This is a genomic window from Nucisporomicrobium flavum, from assembly GCF_016464385.1.
GTDB lineage: Bacteria > Actinomycetota > Actinomycetes > Mycobacteriales > Micromonosporaceae > Actinoplanes > Actinoplanes flavus_A.
The window spans coordinates 251,994-273,197 of record NZ_JADMLH010000006.1 but is presented as its reverse complement, the minus strand read 5'-3'; the positions used below and the strand labels follow the sequence as shown (position 1 = coordinate 273,197).

At 74.5% G+C, this 21,204-nt stretch carries 17 protein-coding genes; 14 read left to right on the top strand and 3 right to left on the bottom strand.

Annotation, left to right across the window (positions count from 1 at the left end):
• The first annotated feature begins 39 nt into the window (after window positions 1-39).
• The 11 genes from IT780_RS17280 to IT780_RS17230 are packed head-to-tail and all read left to right on the top strand — an operon-like array spanning window position 40 to window position 13,799.
• Window positions 40-540 carry a hypothetical protein gene (locus IT780_RS17280; protein ID WP_199512585.1) on the top strand — a complete coding sequence of 167 codons (501 nt, stop codon included), beginning with the start codon at window positions 40-42 and terminating at the stop codon, window positions 538-540.
• Entirely contained in the window at window positions 537-1,181 is a 645-nt protein-coding gene (locus IT780_RS17275; protein ID WP_199512584.1) for a CIS tube protein, read from the top strand. Before IT780_RS17280 ends, IT780_RS17275 begins: the two co-directional genes overlap by 4 nt.
• A 12-nt stretch (window positions 1,182-1,193) precedes the next feature.
• The gene (locus tag IT780_RS17270; RefSeq protein ID WP_199512583.1) at window positions 1,194-1,520 is read left to right on the top strand and encodes a tail protein X; all 327 of its coding nucleotides are present in this window, start codon (window positions 1,194-1,196) and stop codon (window positions 1,518-1,520) included.
• Complete coding sequence (locus IT780_RS17265) at window positions 1,513-2,640, top strand: hypothetical protein (protein ID WP_199512582.1); 1,128 nt, start codon at window positions 1,513-1,515, stop codon at window positions 2,638-2,640. The genes IT780_RS17270 and IT780_RS17265 overlap by 8 nt, the downstream gene beginning before the upstream one ends.
• A gap of 31 nt (window positions 2,641-2,671) precedes the next feature.
• The gene (locus IT780_RS17260; RefSeq protein WP_199512581.1) at window positions 2,672-3,178 is read left to right on the top strand and encodes a phage baseplate assembly protein V; all 507 of its coding nucleotides are present in this window, start codon (window positions 2,672-2,674) and stop codon (window positions 3,176-3,178) included.
• A gap of 30 nt (window positions 3,179-3,208) precedes the next feature.
• Window positions 3,209-3,520 carry a hypothetical protein gene (locus IT780_RS17255; RefSeq protein ID WP_199512580.1) on the top strand — a complete coding sequence of 104 codons (312 nt, stop codon included), beginning with the start codon at window positions 3,209-3,211 and terminating at the stop codon, window positions 3,518-3,520.
• On the top strand, window positions 3,517-3,891 hold the full coding sequence (locus tag IT780_RS41935) for a GPW/gp25 family protein (protein ID WP_199512579.1): 375 nt from the start codon (window positions 3,517-3,519) through the stop codon (window positions 3,889-3,891). Before IT780_RS17255 ends, IT780_RS41935 begins: the two co-directional genes overlap by 4 nt.
• Window positions 3,888-6,665 carry a putative baseplate assembly protein gene (locus tag IT780_RS17245; protein WP_199512578.1) on the top strand — a complete coding sequence of 926 codons (2,778 nt, stop codon included), beginning with the start codon at window positions 3,888-3,890 and terminating at the stop codon, window positions 6,663-6,665. Before IT780_RS41935 ends, IT780_RS17245 begins: the two co-directional genes overlap by 4 nt.
• Entirely contained in the window at window positions 6,662-10,315 is a 3,654-nt protein-coding gene (locus IT780_RS17240; RefSeq protein ID WP_199512577.1) for a putative baseplate assembly protein, read from the top strand. Before IT780_RS17245 ends, IT780_RS17240 begins: the two co-directional genes overlap by 4 nt.
• Complete coding sequence (locus IT780_RS17235) at window positions 10,312-12,459, top strand: hypothetical protein (RefSeq protein WP_199512576.1); 2,148 nt, start codon at window positions 10,312-10,314, stop codon at window positions 12,457-12,459. The genes IT780_RS17240 and IT780_RS17235 overlap by 4 nt, the downstream gene beginning before the upstream one ends.
• Window positions 12,460-12,485: 26 nt before the next feature.
• Window positions 12,486-13,799: a DUF6519 domain-containing protein gene (locus IT780_RS17230; RefSeq protein WP_199512575.1), complete on the top strand. Its 1,314-nt coding sequence runs from the start codon at window positions 12,486-12,488 to the stop codon at window positions 13,797-13,799.
• Here the strand turns inward: IT780_RS17230 and IT780_RS17225 are convergent.
• On the bottom strand, window positions 13,785-14,429 hold the full coding sequence (locus tag IT780_RS17225; RefSeq protein ID WP_307831235.1) for a class F sortase: 645 nt from the start codon (window positions 14,427-14,429) through the stop codon (window positions 13,785-13,787). The genes IT780_RS17230 and IT780_RS17225 overlap by 15 nt on opposite strands.
• Before the next feature lie 7 nt (window positions 14,430-14,436).
• Window positions 14,437-14,874: a hypothetical protein gene (locus IT780_RS17220; RefSeq protein ID WP_199512574.1), complete on the bottom strand. Its 438-nt coding sequence runs from the start codon at window positions 14,872-14,874 to the stop codon at window positions 14,437-14,439.
• 143 nt (window positions 14,875-15,017) lie between these two features.
• Here IT780_RS17220 and IT780_RS42715 point away from each other — a divergent pair, with 143 nt between their 5' ends.
• The 3 genes from IT780_RS42715 to IT780_RS17210 all read left to right on the top strand — a co-directional run bounded on the left by IT780_RS42715 (window position 15,018) and on the right by IT780_RS17210 (window position 20,579).
• Complete coding sequence (locus tag IT780_RS42715; RefSeq protein ID WP_267910054.1) at window positions 15,018-15,149, top strand: hypothetical protein; 132 nt, start codon at window positions 15,018-15,020, stop codon at window positions 15,147-15,149.
• A 124-nt stretch (window positions 15,150-15,273) separates the two neighbouring features.
• Window positions 15,274-19,242, top strand: coding sequence for a Pls/PosA family non-ribosomal peptide synthetase (locus IT780_RS17215; protein ID WP_199512573.1), 3,969 nt, complete (start codon window positions 15,274-15,276; stop codon window positions 19,240-19,242).
• A complete protein-coding gene (locus tag IT780_RS17210; RefSeq protein WP_199512747.1) occupies window positions 19,239-20,579 on the top strand; it encodes a M1 family metallopeptidase in 1,341 nt (446 codons plus the stop codon). Before IT780_RS17215 ends, IT780_RS17210 begins: the two co-directional genes overlap by 4 nt.
• Here the strand turns inward: IT780_RS17210 and IT780_RS17205 are convergent.
• Window positions 20,568-21,146, bottom strand: a complete 579-nt coding sequence (locus tag IT780_RS17205; RefSeq protein WP_199512572.1) for a TetR/AcrR family transcriptional regulator — start codon at window positions 21,144-21,146, stop codon at window positions 20,568-20,570. The genes IT780_RS17210 and IT780_RS17205 overlap by 12 nt on opposite strands.
• Window positions 21,147-21,204 lie beyond the last annotated feature (58 nt).

Genomic DNA, 21,204 nt, shown 5'->3' with positions numbered 1-21,204 from the left:
CGCGTCCACAGGTATGCCGAGGACCATTCTTTCGCCCCGGTGTCGGAGCGGCTCGGCGACGAGGATGCGGGCACCGGCTACGAGATGACGTGGTCGATGGCGCCGGCCGTCATCCTCCACTACGTCGAGGACGTCGTGTCCCGCAGCGGTCATGTCCACGTCACCGGCCGCGATACCGCCGACATCGAGTCCCGGGTCGAGACCCTCGGCCGCGAGCTCGACACGCTGACCATGAAGGAGCTCACCGCGGCGGTCGGCGAGGCCGGTGCGGGTCCGGAGCTGGCACGGGCCCTGCTGCGCGTGGGACTCGGCGCGCCGCTCGCGTTCGACGCCACGGTCTTCGATGTGATCCGGGGCGGGCTGGCGAACGAGGACGCGATGGTGCGGCAGTCGACGGTCTACGCGACGACCTACTCGCCGTGGCGGGAATGGCTGCCCGTGCTGCGTGAGGTCGCCCGCGACGACCCGTCGGCCGACGTACGGGAATTGGCGGCCGCGACGGCCGGGCAACTGGAGCAGCTGGACGGGGACGAATCATGACTGTCGGGTTTGCGGATCTGGGGCGGCCCGTGCGGTCCGGGCTCGTTACGGTGGATCCGGTCAGCGGGGCGCCGCAGCGGGTCGTGGTCATGCAGTTCAATCCTGATTCGCTGCAGCGGAGTCTCGCGCCGCAGGCGACCGCCGCCGAGGGGCAGGGCGACCGGACCGAGGCGTTGCGGCTCACCGGGCCGGCCGTGGAGACGTGGAAGTTCGATGCCGAGGTCGACTCCACCGATCAGACCGACCGGCCGGCGCCGGACGGGATCCACCCGCAGCTGGCCCTGCTGGAGCTGCTGATCCAGCCGCCCAGCGGGCGGTTGCGGACCAACCAGGCGCTGGCCGCCGTCGGCACGATCGAGGTGCTGCCGGTGGAGGCGCCGCTGACCGTGTTCGTGTGGGGCGGGCGTCGCGTCCTTCCCGTACGGCTGACCGAGCTGTCCATCACCGAGGACGCGTTCGACGCGAACCTCAACCCGATCCGCGCGACCGTCAGTGTCGGGCTGCGGGTGCTGACCGTCAACGATCTGCCCGCCGGGCACCGGGGGGCGGAGCTGTATCTGGCTCACCTCGTGCAGAAGGAGAACCTCGCCGCGGCCACCCGGGGCGCCGGACTCTCCGCGTTGGGGCTGACCAGGATCTGAGAGGGGACCGCCATGGCGGGAGCGTCGTCCTATCCGAGGACCAGCCGCTACTTCGGCATCGACGTGGCCGTGCACGTACGCGCCGACGGCGTCGAGGTGCCGTATCTGCGGCGCCGGATCCTGCCGCCCGCCGAGCGGCTCACCGTGCTCACCGAGCACGAGGTGTCCGAGGGGGACCGGGCCGATCTGCTGGCGTACCGCTACTTCGGCGACGCCGAGCAGTGGTGGCGGATCGCCGACGCCAACCCCGTGCTGGACCCAGACGAGCTGACCGCCACGCCGGGCCGCCGGTTGCGGATCACGCTGCCCGACGGGGTGCCGGGAGGACTCGATGGCTGACGCACCCGTGCACCTGAGCCTGCTGATGGGCCCTCGGCTGGCCGTGCCGGTGCCGCAGCCGGTCACCGACGCGCTGCTGTCCGCGCAGGTGACGGTGACGGCGGGCCAGCGCAGCGGCTTCCAGCTGGGTTTCGACCTGGCGAAGAACGGGCTGATCAGCACCGCGCTGCTGCCGACCGGGTTCTTCGACCCGCAGATCCGGGTCATCCTCGTCGCCACCGTGCGGGGCGTGCCCACGGTGCTCATCGACGGGGTCATCACCCGTCAGGAGGTGGGCATCAGCAACCAGCCGGGGCAGTCGACGCTCACCGTCACCGGCGAGGACCTGACGATCCTCATGGACCTGGCGGAGAAGACGGGTACGTCGTTCGCCGCCCGTCCGCACGCGGCCCAGGTCGCCGAGATCATCGCCGGGTACGCCGAGTGGGGCATCGTCCCGCTGGTCGTCCCCGAGCTGTTCCCGGACACCCCGATGCCGACCGCGCGCATCCCGTTCCAGCAGGGCACCGACCTGGGGTATTTGAACGAGCTGGCCAAGGCCAACGGCTTCGTCTTCTACCTCGATCCCGGCCCGGTGCCGGGGATGAGCAGGGCGTACTGGGGTCCCGAGGTCCGGATCGGCGTCCCGCAGCACGCGCTGAACGTCAACATGGACGCGTTGTCCACGGTGGACCAGTTGACGTTCAGCTTCGACGGCTCCGCCAAGGAGGACCTCGAGGCGCGGGTGGAGATCCCGGGAACGCCCGTGTCCGCCGTGCTGCCGGTGCCCGAGGTGAGCGTGCTGCGGCCGCCGCTGGCGCTGCGGCCCGCCCCGGCGCTGCGCAAGAAGGTCCTCAAGGACACCGCCAACAAGGACACCACCCAGGTGTTGGCCGAGACGCTCGCCAAGGTCGCCGAGTCGGCCGACGCGGTCACCGGCTCCGGGCAGCTCGACGTGCTGCGCCACGGTTTCCTGCTGCGCTCGCGGGAGCTCGTCGGCGTCCGCGGGGCCGGCCTCACGTACGACGGCCTGTACTTCGTCAAGAGCGTCACGCACAACCTGCGCCGCGGCGCGTACACGCAGAACTTCACGCTGGCCCGGGAGGGCCTGATCTCGCTCACCCCGGTCGTCGTGCCGTAAGGCCGGCGCAGGCAGGAACGGAGGCAGTGCCGTGGCGGATGCCCTGCTCGGCAAGTTCCGTGGCACGGTCGCGGACAATCTCGACCCGGAACGCCGCGGCCGGTTACGGGTCAACGTCACCGGCGTGCACGACTTCGACCCGTCGTCGTGGGCGCTGCCCGCACTCCCGCTGGCCGGCTCGCACCTGGGCGTGTTCGTGCTGCCGCCGATCGGGTCCCGGGTCTGGCTCGAGTTCGAGCAGGGCGACATCAACACGCCGATCTGGACCGGCTGCTGGTACGACCGGGCGTCCGACGTACCCGGCCAGGCGCTCACCGGCCGCCCCGACTCGCCCAGCATCGTCCTGCAGACCGGCGGCGGGCACAGCATCGTGCTCTCCGACCTGCCCGGCGGCCCCGGCATCACGCTCCGGCTCTCGAGCGGCGCCAAGCTCGAGATCAACGACACCGGCATCACGCTCGACAACGGCAAGGGGGCGGTCATCGCGCTGTCCGCCACGCAGGTCGACATCAACAACGGCGCGCTGACCGTCAGGTAGGGGGAAGCCATGCCCGGCACCATCTTGCACGTGGGGGCCACCATCGTTTGCCCGCACGGCGGACTTGCCACGGTGCAGGCCGCGCAGACCCGGGTCACCGTGTCCGGGAGCGCCGTGGCGAGGGCGGCCGACACGTACCCGGTGACCGGCTGCCCGCTGAACATCAACGGCAAGCCGCAGCCGTGCGTGACCATCCAGTGGCCGGGTCCGGCCACCCGGGTGACGGTGAACGGCAACCCGGTGGTGCTCGCCACCTCGACCGGTCTGTGCCGCAGCGCCGAGCAGGCGCCGCAGGGCCCGCCCACGGTTCCGGCCGTGCAACCCCGGGTGGTGGCGCAGTGAACGGGCGGCTGGATGTGGCGTTCCCGTTCGCGATCGACGGGCGGGGGCGCACCGCGGACGCCGGCTACGACGACCACGTCGCCGACATGATCGAGCTGCTGCTGTTCACCGGGCCGGGGGAGCGGGTCATGCGCCCCGACTTCGGCTGCGGGCTGGGCGACCTCGTCTTCGAGCCGAACAGCATCGAGCTGGTCGCCACGCTGCAGGTGTCGGTGCTGGCGAGCCTGCAGCGCTGGCTCGGCGACGTCATCGACATCGGCGCCATCGAGATCGACCGGGACGACGGCACGCTGTCGGTCCGGATCGCGTACGCGGTCAAGGCCACCGGGACGGCCCGCGACGACGTGTTCACGGGGAGGGCGGCGACATGAGCGCCGAGATCGACTGCGCGACGCCCGAGCGCCGCCGAAGGGTACGCCGCCGGCACTGGAACGGCATCGACGAGATCGAGGTCGGTGACGACGGGCGCACGCTCACCGTCACGTTCCTCGGCAAGGCGCCCCGGCACGACCTGGGCCCGCAGAACATCCGGATCGACGGCGGCCGGCGCATCACCGGCATCGTCGCGCTGGACGTCACGATCGAGCGCGAGGACGACCCCGACCTCGACGACCGCATGTCCGTCGGGCTCGACCGGATCGGGGACGCCTCCACCTACCGGCTCACCGTCGTCCAGCGTGGACCGCACGGGCGGCCGGGGACGGTGCCCTACCACGGTTTCGACGAGCGGTACGCCGGCGCCGACTTCACGTTCCGGCCGGGCTGCCCGGCGGACCTCGACTGCCGCCCGGCCCGGCCCGCCCCACCGGCCGTACCGCCCCCGCCGGTCATCGACTACACCGCCCGGGACTACGCGACGCTGCGACGGCTGCTGCTCGACCGGATGACGCTGACCGCGCCGCGCTGGGTCGAGCGCCACGTGCCGGACCTGCCGTTGACGCTGGTCGAGCTGCTGGCGTACCGGGGCGACCAGATCTCGTACGCGCAGGACGCGGTGGCCGCCGAGGCGTACCTGGACACCGCCCGCCGTCGCGAGTCGGTACGCCGGCACGTCCGCCTCGTCGACTACGCGATGCACGACGGCTGCAACGCGCGGGCCGTCGTCACGGTGCAGACCACGGAAACGGTGACGTTGCACGCGGGCGAGTTCCGGTTCGCCGCCGTCGACACCAGCCGCGTCGACCCTCGCGACCGCCCGGCGCCCGGCACGGTGCTGTCCGACGAGGAACTGCTGCGGTTGATGCGTACGGTGCCGGTCGAGGTCTTCGAGCCGATGGGCGCGGACGACGTGACGTTCCGGCCGGAACAGAACCGGATAGCGTTCTGGACGTGGGGCGGCCTCGACTGCCGCATCCCCGCCGGCGCCACCACCGCCACCCTGCGCGACGAATGGACCGACGAGCACGCCGAGGGTGACTACGAGGAGAGCGACCACGACCGGCCGCGCGCCCTGCACCTCGCGCCGGGCGACATCCTGGTCATCGAGGAGTCCGGCAGCGACCCGCACCACCGCCAGGCCGTCCGGGTGACCGCGGTCGAGCCCGGCGTGGATCGCCTCTACCGCCAGCCGGTCCTCGAGGTGACCTGGGCACAGGAGGACGCACTCGGATTCACCGCCACGCTGGTCCACTGCGGCGAGGAGGAGCTGACAGTGGCGCGGGGCAACGCCGTCGTGGCCGATCACGGGCAGTCACTCACGTTCGACGGGCGGCGTCCGGAGGAGCTGACGGTGCCGCCGTCGCGGCCCCGGCTGACGCGCAGCCCGGTGACCCAGGCCGTCCCGTTCCCGGCCCCGGCGCAGGTGGCGGCGGCGCAGTCCCGGCTGCTGGCCGCGGTGCCGGGCAGGGCGCGCGAGCGGGTGGCCACCCTGTGGCGCGACGCCCGGGCCGGCCGCGACCCCGGTCCGGACGAGAACGAGGAGCTCATCCGCCTCTTCGGCGCCGCCACCGTCGGCGCGCTGCGGCCGGACCGGCACCGGGTGCGGGCGCTCGCCATCCTGGCCGGGCGGTTCGACACGCTGCTCGCGGCGAAGCTCGCCCGGATCGCCCGGCTGGTCGCGATCGCCGCCGACGGACGGGTCCTCGGCCCCGACATCGCCTGGGAGATCCGGCATTCGTGGGGTCCGGCGTACGCCGAGCACCTCGAGCCGGACGACCCCGCGCTGGCCGGCCCGGCGTCCGCCCTGGTCACGCCCGACCCGCGCGCCGCGCTGCCCGCCGTACGCCTCGACGAGGGCACCTGGACGCCCCGGCGTGACCTGCTGGGCGAGGGCCCGCGGTCCGCCGCGTTCGTCGGCGAGCTCGGCGACGACGGCCGGCTGACGCTGCGCTTCGGCGACGGCCTGCACGGCCGGGCCCCGGCTCCTGGCAGCACTGTGCGGGCGTCGTACCGGATCGGCAACGGCACCGCGGGCAACGTCGGCGCCGAGGCCATCGCCCACCTGGTGCTGGCGGAGGGCATCGACGCCGGCGGGGTCGAGCAGGTCCGCAACCCGATGCCGGCCGCCGGCGGCACGGACCCCGAGCCGGTCGCGGCCGTCCGCACCATGGCCCCGCTCGCGCTGCACCGGACCCGGCTGCGGGCGGTCACCGCGGACGACTACGCCGAGCTGGCCGCGCGGGTGCCCGGGGTGCAGCGGGCGGCGGCGACCCTGCGCTTCGTCGCCGGGTCCGCCGAGGTGCACGTGGCGATCGACCCGTTCGGCGCCGACGCGCCCGGCGACCGGCTCATCGACACGGTCACCGCCGCGCTGGAGCCGTACCGCAGGATCGGGCACGACGTGGTGGCCGGCCCGGCCGACCTGGTCCCGCTCGCCGTCGAGGTGACCGTCTGCCTCGCTGACGGCTACCCGCGCGGGCAGGTCACCGAGGCCGTCGCCGCGACGCTGCTGCAGCTGTTCCGGCCGGACGCGGTTTCGTTCGGCGAGCCCGTACGGGCCAGTCGCCTGGTCGCCGCTGCGGTGGCCGTACCCGGCGTCGTCAGCGCCGAGGTGACCGGGCTGCGGCGGCTGTTCGGGACCGACGACGGCGAGGCCGAAGCCGGGCTGCTGCCGCTCGGCCCGCTGCAGATCGCCCAGCTCGACAACGCGTCCGACCGGCCGGAGAACGGCCGGCTGTCCATCGTCGTGGCCGGAGGTGGCCGATGAACTGCACATGTGGCTGCGGGGGCGGCCGCGCGGACGTGGACCGGGCGGGGCCGCCGCCCGGCCTGCCGGCGATCCCTTACCGGGCCGGGGAACACGGAACGTTCCTCGCGGCGATGCTGGCCCGGCTGTCCTCGATGCCGGAGCTGGCACGGTTCACCGCCCGGACCCCGGACGACCCGGCGATCGCGCTGCTCGACGCGGCTGCCGTGCTGGGCGACCTGCTCACGTTCTACTCCGAGCGGATCGCCGACGAGGGCTACCTGCGCACGGCCACCGAGGACCGGTCGCTGCGGCTGCTGGGCCGGCTGGTCGGGTACGCCCCGCGCCCGGGCGTCGCCGCCGGCACGTACCTCGCGTTCACCGCCGACCGCGACGCCGCCCAGCGCGACGTCGACGTGCCGGTCCCGGCCGGGACCCGGGCGCAGAGCGTGCCCGCGCCGGGCCAGGACGCCCAGCCGTTCGAGACGGGCGAGGACCTGGTCGCGCGCTGGTCGCTGAACGACATGCCGGTCCAGGTGAACCGCCCGATCCAGGTCTCACCGGGGGACCTGGCCGGCCTGCTCGAGCTGACCCTCGCCGGGGCCGGCCTCAACCTCAAGCCGGCCGACCGGCTGCTGTTCGACTTCGGCCCCGACGTGACCGGCTCGCCGCAGCTGCTGGTGCTCAGCACGGTGCGCGAGGACGTCGCTGCCCGCCGTACGGTCATCGGTTTCACCGCGCAGGCCGCGGCGAACTCGTTGCAGCAGCAGCTGTTCGCGGCGGTCGAACAAGCCAGAACCGATCCCATGTACGAGCGCAGCCGCATCGTCCGCCGCTATGTGGACCGCGACCTCGCCCCGCTCCCGGAGAGCTTCGCGGCCACGCCCGACCCGCGTGCCCGGCTGGGCGAGGCGCTCGGCCGGGCCGATGCCGCCGCGGCGGAGGGTCGGGCGTACGACAGCGTCCGCGCCTGGTTCGCCGGGCACCGCGACCGTCTGGCCCAGCTGCACGACGAGGCGCCACCGCCGTCCGCGGCCCCGCCCGCGCCGCTGTTCCGCCAGCTCGCCCTGGACGCCGCGACGCCGCCGAACCCCGCCCTGGCCGGCATCGCCGCGCTGCTCGGTCCGCTGCGCCGGCCGCCGTCGCGCCCGCCGGCCAGCGCGCGGCAGCTGGACCGGAAACCGGCCGAGATCTTCGCGCCCGGCTCGGACTTCGGCGCTCAGCTGCTCACCGCGGTCGACCCCCGGCTGCGCAACCTCTACCCGGCGTGGCGGCAGATCAACGTCGCCCAGGAGCAGGAGCTCAAGGGGCTGCAGGCGATGCGGGTGACCGCCGCGCCGTTCGGTGCGACCGCGCCCGACCGGGTCACGTTCAACAATCAGGGCGTGGTCACCGGCGTCATCGAATGGCCGCTGGGCCGCGCCGATGAGCTGGCGCTCCGGGTCACCTACGCCGACCGCATGCCGTCGGTGATCCAGTTCAGCTACACGTCTCCGGAGGGCGTGACATGGACCGCCCGGGCGGACATCGAGGACGGCGACGACGAGTTCGCCCTCGGCCCGTGGCAGGTGTCGCTGGTGGTCACCCAGCCGGCGGAGGACGGCGGCGGCGTCGGCGTGGCCCCGGGCGCGGACGGGCCCGAGCCGGGCGTGGAGGTTTCCTTCAGCCAGGACGGCGCGGCGGCGTTCGCGGTGACGCTTCCGCGGACCCCGGCCACCGCCCCGGTCTCGGTCACCGTCCACAACGGAACATCGCTGTCCCTGCCGGTGACCAGCCAGTCGCAGAGCGGCAGCCAGGGCGGCCGGACGGTCAGCGTACGGCGGACCTCCGGCGACAACCCGAACCCGAGGTTCACGCTGACCCTGGCCACCTCGACACCGTTCGCCCGCAACGTGATCGCGCTGGACGCGGTGTACGAGGGCATCGCGCTGGACAGCTGGGTGGTCGTCGAGCGCCCGGGCCGGCAGATGACGCTGTTCACCCGGGTCGACGAGGTCCGTACGGTCGCCCTCGCCGCCTTCGGCATCACCGGCAAGGTCACCCAGCTGGTGCTCCGCGACAACTGGCTGGACCCGGCCGACACGCTGCTCACGCACATCCGCGACACCATCGTCTACGCCCGGGGCGAGCGGCTCGACCTGGCCACCGAGGAGGATCCCAGCGACGTCGAGGGCGACCGCATCGAGCTGGCCGCGCTGCACGAGGGCATCGAGCCGGGGCGGCTGATCGTCGTCACCGGCGAGCGCACCGACGTGGACGCGCCCGGCGTCACCGGTACGGAGGTGGTGATGGTGGCCGCCGTCGAGCAGTTCGTCGACGACCGGCGCCCGACCGCGCTCATCCACACGGTGCTGACGCTGGCCGTGCCGCTGAACTTCACGTACCGCCGGTCCACCGTGCGCTGCCTGGGCAACGTGGCCCGGGCGACGCACGGCGCCGGCCGCGAGGAGGTGATCGGCAGCGGCGACGCGAGCCGGGCCGGGCAGACGTTCACGCTCTTCCAGGGCCCGCTCGGCTGGGTCGCCGCGGACACGCCGCTGGGCGCGGAGAACACGCTGGTGGTCCGGGTCGACGGGGTGCGCTGGCACGAGGTGGACGACTTCGCCGGCCGCGGGCCGCACGAGCGGATCTACACGACGTCGACCGGGGACGACGGGCGTACCCGGGTGACGTTCGGCGACGGCGTCAACGGGGCGCGGCTGCCCACCGGCGTGGAGAACGTACGGGCCGCGTACCGGGTGGGGGTCGGCGCCGCCGGCAACGTCAGCGAGCGGCAGATCACCCAGCTGGTGTCCCGCCCGGCCGGGGTCTCCGGGGTGACCAACCCGGTGCCGGCCGACGGCGGCGCCGACGCCGACGACGCGCACCAGCTGCGCCGGGGCATCCCGGTGGCGGTCGCCGCGCTGGACCGGCTGGTCGGCGTCCCGGACTACGAGGACTTCGCGCGGGCCCGGGCGGGCATCGGGCGCGCCTCGGCCCGGCGGCTGCACGACGGGACCCGGGAGCTCGTCCACGTGACCGTGGCCGGGTCCGGCGACATCCCGCTGGCCGACGACTCCGACATCGTGGTGGCGCTGCGCGCGTCGCTGGTGAGCTTCGGCGATCCGCGCCTGGCCACCGAGGTGGGGGTCCGCGAGGCGGTGCTGCTGCTGGCCGCGGCGACGGTCAAGGTGCTGCCCGACTTCTCGTACGAGCTGGTCGAGCCCGCGATCCGGGCGGCCGTGCTGGACCGGCTGGGCTTCGCCGCCCGTGAGCTCGGCCAGCCCGCGTACCGCTCCGAACTGGAGGCGGCCGTGCAGAGCGTGCCCGGCGTGGACCACGTGACCGTGGACGTCTTCGCCGACGTGCCGGGCTCGCTGACGCCGGACGACCTGCAGAACCTGCCGGGGCGGATCACGACGCTGGCGAAGGCGGTCCCGGCCCGGCCCGCCCGGTTCGACGAGACGAGGTTCACGGTGCCCGGTGGCGGGGCGATGCCGCTGCGGGCCGTGGCCGCTGCCAACGGCATCAGCGTCGCGCGGCTGCTGGCGCTCAACCCGGCGCTGCCGCCGGACGCCGGCGTGCCGGGCGGGACGGAGCTGGTGGTGTTCCGGGGCATCCGGCCGGCGCAGCTCGTGATGTTCTCCGCCGATCTGCCCGACACCCTGATCCTGCGGGAGGCCACGTCGTGACCAGCCACAACCTCGCCGCGCTGCTGCCGGTGCACGTCCAGCGCCGCGACGCCGAGACCGGCGGGGCGCTGGGCGCGCTGCTCGCCGTCGTCGGGGACCAGGTCGGGCTCACCGCCGACGAGGTCGCCCAGCTGTACGAGGACTGGTTCATCGAGACGTGCGCGCCGTGGGCGGTGCCGTACCTCGGGGACCTCGTCGGCTACCGGATCGCCGGTGGCTACACCGCGGCGCTCGCCGGGGGCGACGAGTCCGCGCGCCTGCTCGCCGCCCGGCTGGCGCCCCGGCGTGACGTCGCCGACACGGTGGCCGCCCGGCGGCGCAAGGGCACGCTGTCGGTGCTCGAGGACCTGGCCCGCTCGGTCGCGGACTGGCCGGCGCGGGCGGTGGAGTTCCGCCGTACCCTCGGCATCACCCAGCCGGTACGCCTCTACGGCGACGCCGCCGCGATCGCCCGCCGCTCCCGCCTCACCCCCGGCCGGCTGGTGGACGTCCGGGACGGCGCCGCGCTGGACCTGATCGGCACGCCGTTCGACCGGTCCACGCATCTGGCCGAGGCGCCGCGCCTGAGCTCGCCCGGGCGCCGTACCGGCCGGCACAACCCGCAGGCCGTGGGCGTCTTCGTGTGGCGGCTCAGCACGCAGGCGGTCACCGGGGCGCCGGCGAACTGCATCGACAGCGCCCGCAACCTCTACACGTTCTCGGTGCTCGGCAACGACACCCAGCTGATCACCCGGCCGGTCGCCGAGCCGGTACGCACGCACCTCGCCGGCGCCGAGAACCTGCCGGTCGCCATCACCCGGCGCGCCGCGCGGGACCGGCTCGCCGAGTTCTACGGGCCGGACAAGAGCTTCACCATCTGGGCGGGCGTGCGCAACGCCCCGCCGGTGCCCATCCCGCCCTCCGCCCTCGTGGTCGCCGACCTGTCCGGCTGGCGTTACCGGCCCGGCCCCGGCCAGGTGGTCGTCGACCCGGTGCTGGGGCGGATCGCGTTCGGCCGCCGGGTCCTGCCGCGCCGGGGCGTGTGGGTGTCGTACCACCACGCGTTCCCCGACGACCTGGGCGGCGGGGAGTATCCGCGGCTGCCCGTGACCCCCGACGACGTGCCTGTCTACCGCGTCGGGGCCGGCGCCGACTTCGAGCGGATCAACCAGGCGTACGAGCGGTGGCAGGCCGACGCGCCCGCCGATGCGGTCATCGAGATCACCGACAACGGCGCATACCAGGAACAACTCGAGTTCGAGGTGGGCGAGGGCCAGCGGCTCACGCTGCGGGCGGCGGAGGGCCGGCGTCCCACGCTGCGGCTGCTGAACTGGTACTCCAACCGGCCGGACGCGCTCCAGCTGCGGGGCACCGGCCGCGGCGCCCGGGTGGTCCTGGACGGCCTGCTCATCACCGGCCGCGGGGTGAGCGCGACCGGGCACCTGTCCGAGGTGGACATCCGCCACTGCACGCTGGTGCCGGGCTGGTCGCTGGAGCCGCACTGCGCGCCCACGCATCCGGCCGAGCCCAGCCTGGTGCTCGAGGAAACGCGCGCGTGCGTCCGCATCCACCGCAGCATCCTCGGCACCATCGTGGTCGTCGCCGACGAGGTGCACACCGACCCGCTCGGCATCCGGCTCACCGACAGCATCCTGGACGCCACCGACGCGCACCGGGAGGCGTTGACCGCACCCGAGGGCCGGCTGGCCCACGCCGTCCTGGACGTCGAGCGCTGCACGGTGATCGGCACGGTCGGCACCCACGCGATCCGCCTCGCCGAGGACAGCATCTTCGACGGCAAGGTACGCGTCGGCCGCCGCGCGACCGGCTGCATGCGCTTCTGCTACGTACCAGCCGGATCGCGGACGCCTCGCCGCTTCCACTGCGAGCCGGACACCGCCCTGAGCGGCACGACGGACCCCGGTGACCGGCTGCTCATCACCAACCGGGTCCGGCCGCGGTTCACCGACCGCCGGTATGGCATGCCCGGATACCTGCAACTGGCCCGCTCGTGCCCGGACGAGCTCCGGCGCGGCGCCGAGGACCGCTCGGAGCTGGGCGTCCACCACCACCTGTTCCAGCCGCAGCGCGAGGACGACCTGCGCCGCCGGCTCGACGAGTTCACCCCCGCCGGGGCCGCCGCCGGCCTCATCCTCGTCACCTGACCACCGCGATCGACGGAGGGCCCACCATGCACGGCGACTTCTCGCGCCTCACCTTCCAGCCCGGCAAGCACCACACCGCGGTCCTCAGCCAGCAGGGCCGGCTCCGCCTCGACGCGGACGACAACGAGCAGGCCGCGATCCAGGCGTACCTCGCCCGGCGGGCGACCATGGACCTGATCGGACCGTACGCGGGACCCGCGGCCGATCTGGGTTTCACGCTGGCCCGCACCGACGAGGGCGACCACCCCGACCTGACCATCGGCCCCGGGCGGTACTACGTGGACGGCATCCTGTGCGACGCGACCCGGCCGGACGGCGGCTCCTGGACGTACCTGACGCAGCCGGACGCCGTCATCGACCCGGACCACGACGCGTTGCCGGACAATCCCTTCCTGGCGTACCTGCGGGTGCGCGAGCGGGTGGTGAGCGCGATCGAGGACCCAGGCCTGCACGAGAAGGCGCTCGGCCCGTCGCTGCCCGGCACCACGCTGCGGCTGCGGGTGGCCTGGCAGGTCCTGGTCGCCGCCGACTTCGACCGGGGCAACTTCGAGACCGTACGGGAAGCCTTCGAGGCCTGGGCCGCGGACCGGCGTACGCCCCGCAGCCGGGCGGCGTTCGGCGTGGAACGCCCGGGAAACTCCCACGACGATCCGTGCATCGCCGACCCGGAGGCTGCGTACCGCGGGCCGGAGAACCAGCTCTACCGCGTCGAGGTGCACCGCGGCGGCGCGGCCGGCACGGCCACCTTCAAGTGGTCGCGGGACAACGGCTCGGCGGTGTACGCGGTCAGCGGGCTGGAGGGCGCCTGGGCGACCGTCACCGGCTCCACGGACGACAAGACGCTGCCCGAGGTCGAGGACTGGGTCGAGGTGCTCGACGACACGGTGGCGCGCGGCGACGAGCCCGGCCCGCTGCTCCAGGTCGTCGACGTGGACTTCGGCGGCCGCCGGGTACGCCTCTCCGGCGCGCCGCCGGATGAGCTCGGGCGGGATCCGGCGCGGCATCCGTACCTGCGCCGGTGGGACCAGCGTGCGGCCGGCCGGGGCGGGCGGAACCTGACGTCCGGCGCGGTGCCGATCGTGGAGAACGAGTGGATCCCGCTGGAGCAGGGGGTGCAGGTGCGGTTCGGCGGGGAGGGCGCGTACCGCACCGGCGAGTACTGGACGGTGGCCGCCCGTACGCTCGACGGCGACGTGGAATGGCCGGAGGCGGACGGCGACCGGGTGCTGCTGCCGCCGGCCGGCCCGGAGGAGCACCTGGCGCCGCTGGTGTGGTTCCAGCCCAACGGCGAGGCCCAGGACCTGCGGATGCTGTTCGACCCGATCTCACGGCCGCTCTGACCGGGACCGCAGCTCCGCGTAGACGACGAGGTTCTCGCGATAGGTCCGGCGCCACCGGTCGTAGCTGCCGCCGCACGTGACCAGGCGCAGCTCCGGCCGGTCCACCGGGCCGTACACCGCCTCGGTGGGGAAGTCGCGTTTGCGATACCGGGCCGTGCGCGTGACGGCGAAGGTGGCGGCACTCCCGTCGGCGCGGCCGACCCGGATCAGCGCGCCGGGCCGGAGCTCGCGCAGCCGGTAGAACACGGCCGGCCCGTCACGCGCGGAGTCCACGTGCCCGAGGATCACCGCCGCGCCGGGCTCGCCGGGGATCGCGCCGAGGCGGTACCAACCGGCGGGAGAGCCCGCCCCGAGCGGGGGCAGCGCGACCGTGCCGTCGCTCTGCAGGCCGAGCCGCAGCAACGGCGTCCGTACGCCGATCGCCGGAATGTCGAGGATGGTCGGTGGCGCAGCGGCCTTTCTGGAAGCACGAACCGGCGGCTCCACGGGCGACGTGACGGCATCCGGCACCACCTGAGGGGCAGGCGGCGGTGGCCCCGGCGCCGGGCGGACCCCCATGAACGTCAGGGCGGCGCCGCTGACGGCCAGGGCCGCCGCGAGCGCCGCCTCGGCGACGACCCGGATCCGCACCGGGGCCCTACTGTCGCCGGCGCCGGACCAGCCGGACCGTCAGCAACCCGCCCGCCAGCACCAGGATCAGCCCCGCGACGGTCGGCGTCAGGTCCACTCCCGCGGTGCTGCCACCGCCGGTCTCCGGCGGTCCCTTGGGCACGACCGGCTTCGACGACGGCGGGCGCGACGACGGTTCGGCCGGCGACGTGGTCGTCGTCGGCGGCGTGGTCGGACCCGACGGGGGAGCGGACACCGACGGCGACACGGGTGGCGCTGTGGTCGGCGTCGTCGTCACCACGGGCGGTGGAGAGGCGCCACCGCCCCCGCCGCCTCCGGTGTCGCGGCCGCAGAAGGCGAGCAGCAGCAGCACCAGGAGAAGCAGGAGCAGCGACAGGAGAAGCACCAGCAGCGTGCGGCGCCGTCCCCTCCGCGGAGCCGCACCGGTGGATCCGTAATCGCTCACCTGAAGCAGGATGGCCGCGGATCGCCCGTACCGGCAGCACTACGTCCTCGATCGGACTCGACCGCCGGACGCCGGCCCTCGTGCACCCGTCCCGCACCCGTTCCGTGCCCGCCGCCGCACCTGGCCCGGCCGACCAGACAGACATGCACACACTGCTGCAGGACCTCGCCACCCCGGTCGCCACCGGCCTCGCCGGAATCCTCGGCGCGTACGCCGTCGAGGACATCCTCGGCCGGTTGCGCCGCTCCGGCCGGTGCCCGCAACGCTGGCGCTGAGGTGTCGGGCACCTCACAGTGGTGCCCACCACGAATCCGTCGGTTCGCCGTCATTTCCCGCTCACGCGACGTAGCGTTGAGGGTCGCTCAGGCCGACCCGTGAGGTGAAGATGGTGCACGCCCGGTGACCGTGACGACCGACCTGTCGCTGCCCGCCCTTCCGTCGATCGCCACCCCGGCGCTGTTCCGGTCCTCCGCGGCCCCGGCCCGCCGCACCCTCGTCGACGTGCTCGACGAGACGGTGCGCGCCCACCCCGGTGCGGAAGCGCTCGACAACGGCACGACGGTACTGACGTACGCCGAGCTCGCCGACGAGGTCGAAGCGGTGCGCAAGATGCTCGCGGGGCACGGGATCGGCGTCGGCGACCGGGTCGGTGTCCGGGTTCCCTCGGGCACGGCGGAGCTGTATCTGGCCATCCTCGGCGTGCTGGCGGCCGGCGCGGCGTACGTGCCGGTCGACGCCGACGATCCCGACGAGCGTGCCGAGCTGGTCTTCACCGAGGCCGGCGTGTGTGCGGTCCTCGGCGCCGGCCTCGCCCTGACGCCGCGCCGCACTCCCGAGGGCCGCGGCGGGCGGCCCGGGCCGGCCGACGACGCCTGGATCATCTTCACGTCGGGCTCGACCGGCACCCCGAAGGGTGTGGCCGTCAGCCACGGGTCCGCAGCGGCCTTTGTGGACGCCGAGGCGCAGCTGTTGCTCGCCGGCAGCGCCGACACCGACATCGACACCGACGCCGCAGCCGCCGGCACCCGCGACGGCGATGACCCGGCGGAGGCCGGCGGGCCGATCGGTCCGGGTGACCGGGTGCTCGCCGGGCTGTCGGTGGCGTTCGACGCCTCCTGCGAGGAGATGTGGCTGGCGTGGCGGCACGGCGCGTGCCTGGTGCCGGCCGAGCGCTCGCTCGTGCGCAGCGGCGTGGATCTCGGGCCGTGGCTGGCCGTGCAGCGCATCACCGTGGTCTCCACGGTGCCGACGCTCGCCGCGCTGTGGCCCGTCGAGGCGCTCGACGAGGTGCGGCTGCTCATCTTCGGCGGCGAGGCCTGCCCGCCCGAGCTCGCGGCCCGGCTGGCCGTCCCGGGGCGCGAGGTCTGGAACACGTACGGGCCGACCGAGGCGACCGTGGTGGCGTGCGCCGCGCGGATGACCGGGGACGGGCCGGTGCGCATCGGGCTGCCGCTCGCCGGCTGGGAGCTCGCGGTCGTGGACCCCGCCGGTGAGCCGGTCGCGATGGGTGGGACCGGCGAGCTGGTGATCGGCGGGGCCGGGCTCGCGCGATACCTGGACGCGCAGAAGGACGCGGAGAAGTTCGCGCCGCTGCCCGCGCTCGGGTGGGAGCGGGCGTACCGCAGCGGGGACATCGTCCGGGCCGAGCCCGAGGGCCTGCTGTTCCTGGGCCGCGGCGACGAGCAGGTCAAGCTCGGCGGCCGCCGGATCGAGCTGGGCGAGGTCGACGCCGCGCTGCAGGCGCTGCCCGGTGTCGCCGGCGCGGCCGCCGCGGTGCAGCGTACGGCCGCCGGCAACCAGCTCCTCGTCGGGTACGTGGTCCCGCAGGAGGGCGCCGAGCTCGACCTGGCGGCCGCGGCCCTGCGGATCCGGGAGCAGCTGCCCGCCGCGCTGGTGCCGCTGCTGGCCGTGGTGGAGGCGCTGCCCACCCGTACCTCCGGCAAGGTGGACCGGGCCGCGCTGCCCTGGCCGCTGGCCACCGGAACCGGCGCGGCGAGCGAGCTGAGTGAGACCGAGGACTGGCTCGCCGGCGGCTGGGAGGAGATCCTCGGCGTACGCCCCGCCGCGGCGGACGCCGACTTCTTCAGCAGCGGCGGTGGCAGCCTCAGCGCGGCGCAGCTCGTCGCGTGGATCCGGCGCCGGCATCCGCAGGTCTCGGTCGCCGACATCTACAAGAACCCGAGGTTGTCGCAGCTGGCGGCCGTGCTGGACGCGCTCGGCACGATGACGGCGGTCCGTCGGGAGGTGCGCCCTACGCCGCGGCGGGCCGGGGCGGCCCAGGCCGTGCTGATGCTGCCGATGCTCGCGCTCGTCGGGCTGCGCTGGCTGACCGCCCTCGCCGCGCTCGGCAACGTCGTCTCGCTGCTCGTGCCGGCGCCGTGGGCACCGGCGGTGTCGTGGTGGTGGGTGGCGCTCGGCTGGGTGCTGCTGTACAGCCCGCTCGGCCGGATCGCGATCGCCGCGGGCGGGGCCCGGATGCTGCTGCGCGGCGTACGGCCCGGGAACTACCCGCGCGGCGGCGGCGTACACGTGCGGTTGTGGGCCGCCGAGCGGCTCGCCGAGCTGACCGGCGCGACCAGCGTCGCGGGGGCCTCCTGGATGATCACGTACGCCCGGGCGCTCGGCGCGCAGATCGGGCCCGACGTCGACCTGCACTCGGCGCCGCCGGTCACCGGGCTGCTCAAGCTCGGCCGCGGCGCGGCCATCGAGCCGGAGGTCGACCTGTCCGGCCACTGGGTCGACGGCGACATCGTCCGCGTCGGCAAGGTGCGGGTGGGCGCGGGCGCGCGGGTCGGATCCCGCAGCACGCTCATGCCGGGCGCCCGGATCGGCAAGGGCGCGCGGATCGCCGCCGGCTCGACCGTGACCGGCGCCGTGCCGGCCGGCCGGCGCTGGTCCGGGTCGCCGGCGGCGCCCGCCGCCCCGGAGCGGGCCGCGTGGCCCGCCCAGCGCCCGTCGCGCTCGCGGATGCGATCCCGATTCTGGACCGCCGCGTACGGCGTGACCGCCCAGCTCCTGGGTCTCGTGCCGGTCCTGGCCGCCCTGCCCGGCCTGGCCCTCCTCGCCGGGACGCTGACGTCCCGTCCGGCCGCCGGTCAGGTCTTGGCCGCTGTCGCCGCGGCTGCCGTGGCGTACGTCCTCTGCTATGCGCTCGTCGTGCTCGTGGCCGTCCGCGCGCTGAGCATCGGCCTGCGCGCCGGCTACCACCCCGTCCAGGGCCGGGTGGCGTGGCAGGTGTGGACGACCGAGCGGCTGATGGGCATGGCCCGCACCGGGCTGTTCCCGCTCTACGCCAGCCTGTTCACGCCGGTGTGGCTGCGGCTGCTGGGCGCGAAGGTGGGACGCGGCGTGGAGGCGTCGACGGTGCTCGCGCTGCCGGCGATGACCACGGTCGCGGACGGGGCGTTCCTGGCCGACGACACGATGGTGGCCACGTACGAGCTGAGCCACGGCTGGCTGCGGGTCGAGCCGGCCCGCATCGGCAAGCAGGCGTTCCTCGGCAACTCCGGGATGGCCGCGCCCGGTCGTTCGGTGCCCAAGCGGGGCCTCGTCGGCGTGCTCTCCTCGGCGCCGCGCAAGGCGAAGAAGGGCTCGTCGTGGCTCGGCGCGCCGCCGATGCCGCTGCGCCGTACGGTCGAGTCGGCCGACACCAGCCGCACGTTCGACCCGCCGCTGCGCCTCAAGCTGGCCCGCGCCGCGGTCGAACTGTGCCGCATCGTGCCCGTGATGTGTGCCGCGGCGCTGGCGGTGGGCGTGCTCGCGGCGCTCGCGTCCGTGTGGGAGCTGGCCGGTGGCTGGGCGGCCGCGCTCGCCGCCGGGCCGGTGCTGCTGGCCGCGGCGATCGTCGCCGCGGCCACCGCGACCGCCGCGAAGTGGCTGCTGGTGGGGCGGTTCCGGGTCGCCGACCGCGCCCTGTGGACGTCCTTCGTGTGGCGCAACGAGCTGGCCGACACGTTCGTCGAGGTGCTCGCCGCACCCTGGCTGGTCCGCTTCGCGAGCGGCACGCCGCTGCTCACGGCCTGGCTGCGCACGCTCGGCGCGACGATCGGGCGGGGTGTGTGGCTGGAGACCTACTGGCTGCCCGAGTACGACCTCGTGCGGCTCGGCGACGGCGCGACGGTGAACCGCGGTTGTGTGGTGCAGACCCATCTGTTCCATGATCGTGTGATGAGCATGCACGAGGTGAGTCTCGGGGCGGGCGCCACGATGGGGCCGCACGGCATCATCCTGCCCGGCGCGAGCATCGGCGCGCGGAGCTGCGTCGGGCCCGGTTCGCTGGTGACCCGCGGCGACGCCGTGCCCGAGAACAGCCGGTGGCTCGGCAACCCGATCGCGGCCTGGCCGGCGTCGGCCGCGCGCCGGGCATGATCTCGAAGGTGCCGGGCGGTGCCACGCCCGGTGCCGACCGTTCGGCCGACTCGTACCTTCCCGGGCACGGCAACGGCGGCTACCGGGTCCTGCACTACGACCTCGACCTCGACTACCGGATCGTCGCGAACCGGCTGTCCGGCCGGGCGACCGTCACCGCGGTGGCCGCGCACGCGCTGTCCCGGTTCACCCTCGACCTCGGGCGGCTGCGGGTCGAGGACGTGCGGGTGAACGGCCGGCCGGCGAAGTACACCCACCGGCCGGACAAGCTGCAGATCAAGCCGGAGCGCCCGCTCGCCGCCGGCGAGACCTTCCGGGTCGAGGTCCGGTACGCGGGCAAGCCGCTGCCGATCCCGGGCCGCTGGGGCGACATCGGCTGGGACGAGCTGACCGACGGCGCGCTCGTGGCCAGCCAGCCCAACGGGGCACCGTCGTGGTTCCCGTGCGACGACCAGCCCGGCGCCAAGGCGACGTTCCGGGTGGCGCTGACCACGTCGTCGGCGTACACGGTGCTGGTGACCGGTGACCCCGTGTCCCGCCGGCGCGGCGCGGGCTCCACCACCTGGGTGTACGAGCGCCGCGAGCCGACCTCGCCGTACCTCATGAGCGTCCAGATCGGCCGCTACGAGCGGGTGGATCTCGCGTACGGCGGGGTGCTGCAGCGCGCCGCGGTCCCGCCCGCCCTGCGCGCCGGCGTCCTGCACGACTTCGGCCGGCAGGGCGAGATCATGGAGGCCTTCCAGCGGCTCTTCGGCCCGTACCCGTTCGGCGAGTACGTCGTGGTGGTCGCCGACGACGACCTCGACGACCCGGTCGAGGCGCAGGGCATGGCGGTCTTCGGCCGTAACCACGTCGACGGGCGGCGCACCCACGAGCGGCTCGTCGCGCACGAGCTCGCGCATCAGTGGTTCGGCAACAGCCTCACCGTCGCGGACTGGCGGCACATCTGGCTCAACGAGGGCTTCGCCACGTACGCGGAATGGCTGTGGTCGGGCGTCGGCGGCGGCCCGCCGGCGGACGCCCTGGCCGCCCGCTGGTACGCCGAGGTGGCGTCCCGCCCGGCGAACGTCGTCATCGCCGATCCCGGGGTGGACCGGATGTTCGACCCGCTGGTCTACAAGCGCGGCGCGCTCGCGGTGCACGCGCTGCGCAAGACGGTCGGGGAGGAGGCGTTCTTCGCGCTTCTGCGGGCCTGGGTCGCCGAGCACCGGCACGGCACGGTGACGACGGCCGGGTTCCGCGCGCACGCCCAGCGTTTCACCGGGAAGCCCCTCGACGGGCTGTTCACCGCGTGGCTCGACAGGCGTGCGCTGCCCGCGTTGCCGTCAGGCCAGTGACGCGGTAGCCGTTCGCAGGTCTTTCAGGGCGGCCAGGGCGTGCGGGGCCAGCCCGCTGTCGTCGTCGCGGTCGCCCTCGGACCACTGTGCATAGCCGCGCTTGAACGCGAGAACCCCCAGCTCCGCCGCGAGCTGGGCGGTCAGCTCCGGCACGCCGCGGGCGACCAGCGCCCCGGTCATGGCGGCCGCGAGACCGACGCTCTTGAGGGCGTCCCGTTCCTGCAGTTCGGTGCTGGCCGCCACGGCCGCCTTGAGGCGTGGGCCCAGCTCCCGGTTGGCCGGTCCCATCTCGCTCGACGCCCGTTCGAGCCCGGCGGCCACGGCGTCGAGCGGGGCGGCGCCGGGCGGCGCTTCGGCGATGCCCTCGGCGAGCAGCCGGCTCAACGTCTCCTGACCGGCGACCAGCAGCTCCCGTTTGTCGGAGAAGTGCCGGAAGAACGTGCTCTTGGTGACCCCGGCCCGTTCCGCGATCTGCGCCACCGTGGTCGCGTCATACCCCTGCTCGGTGAACAGGTCGACGGCGGCGACGACGAGGCGCTGCGTCGTCTCCGGTTGCCATCGCGCCACGGGCCCATCGTAGGCGACGCCCTCGCGATGGGACAACTGTCCCGTCACGGTGCTACGG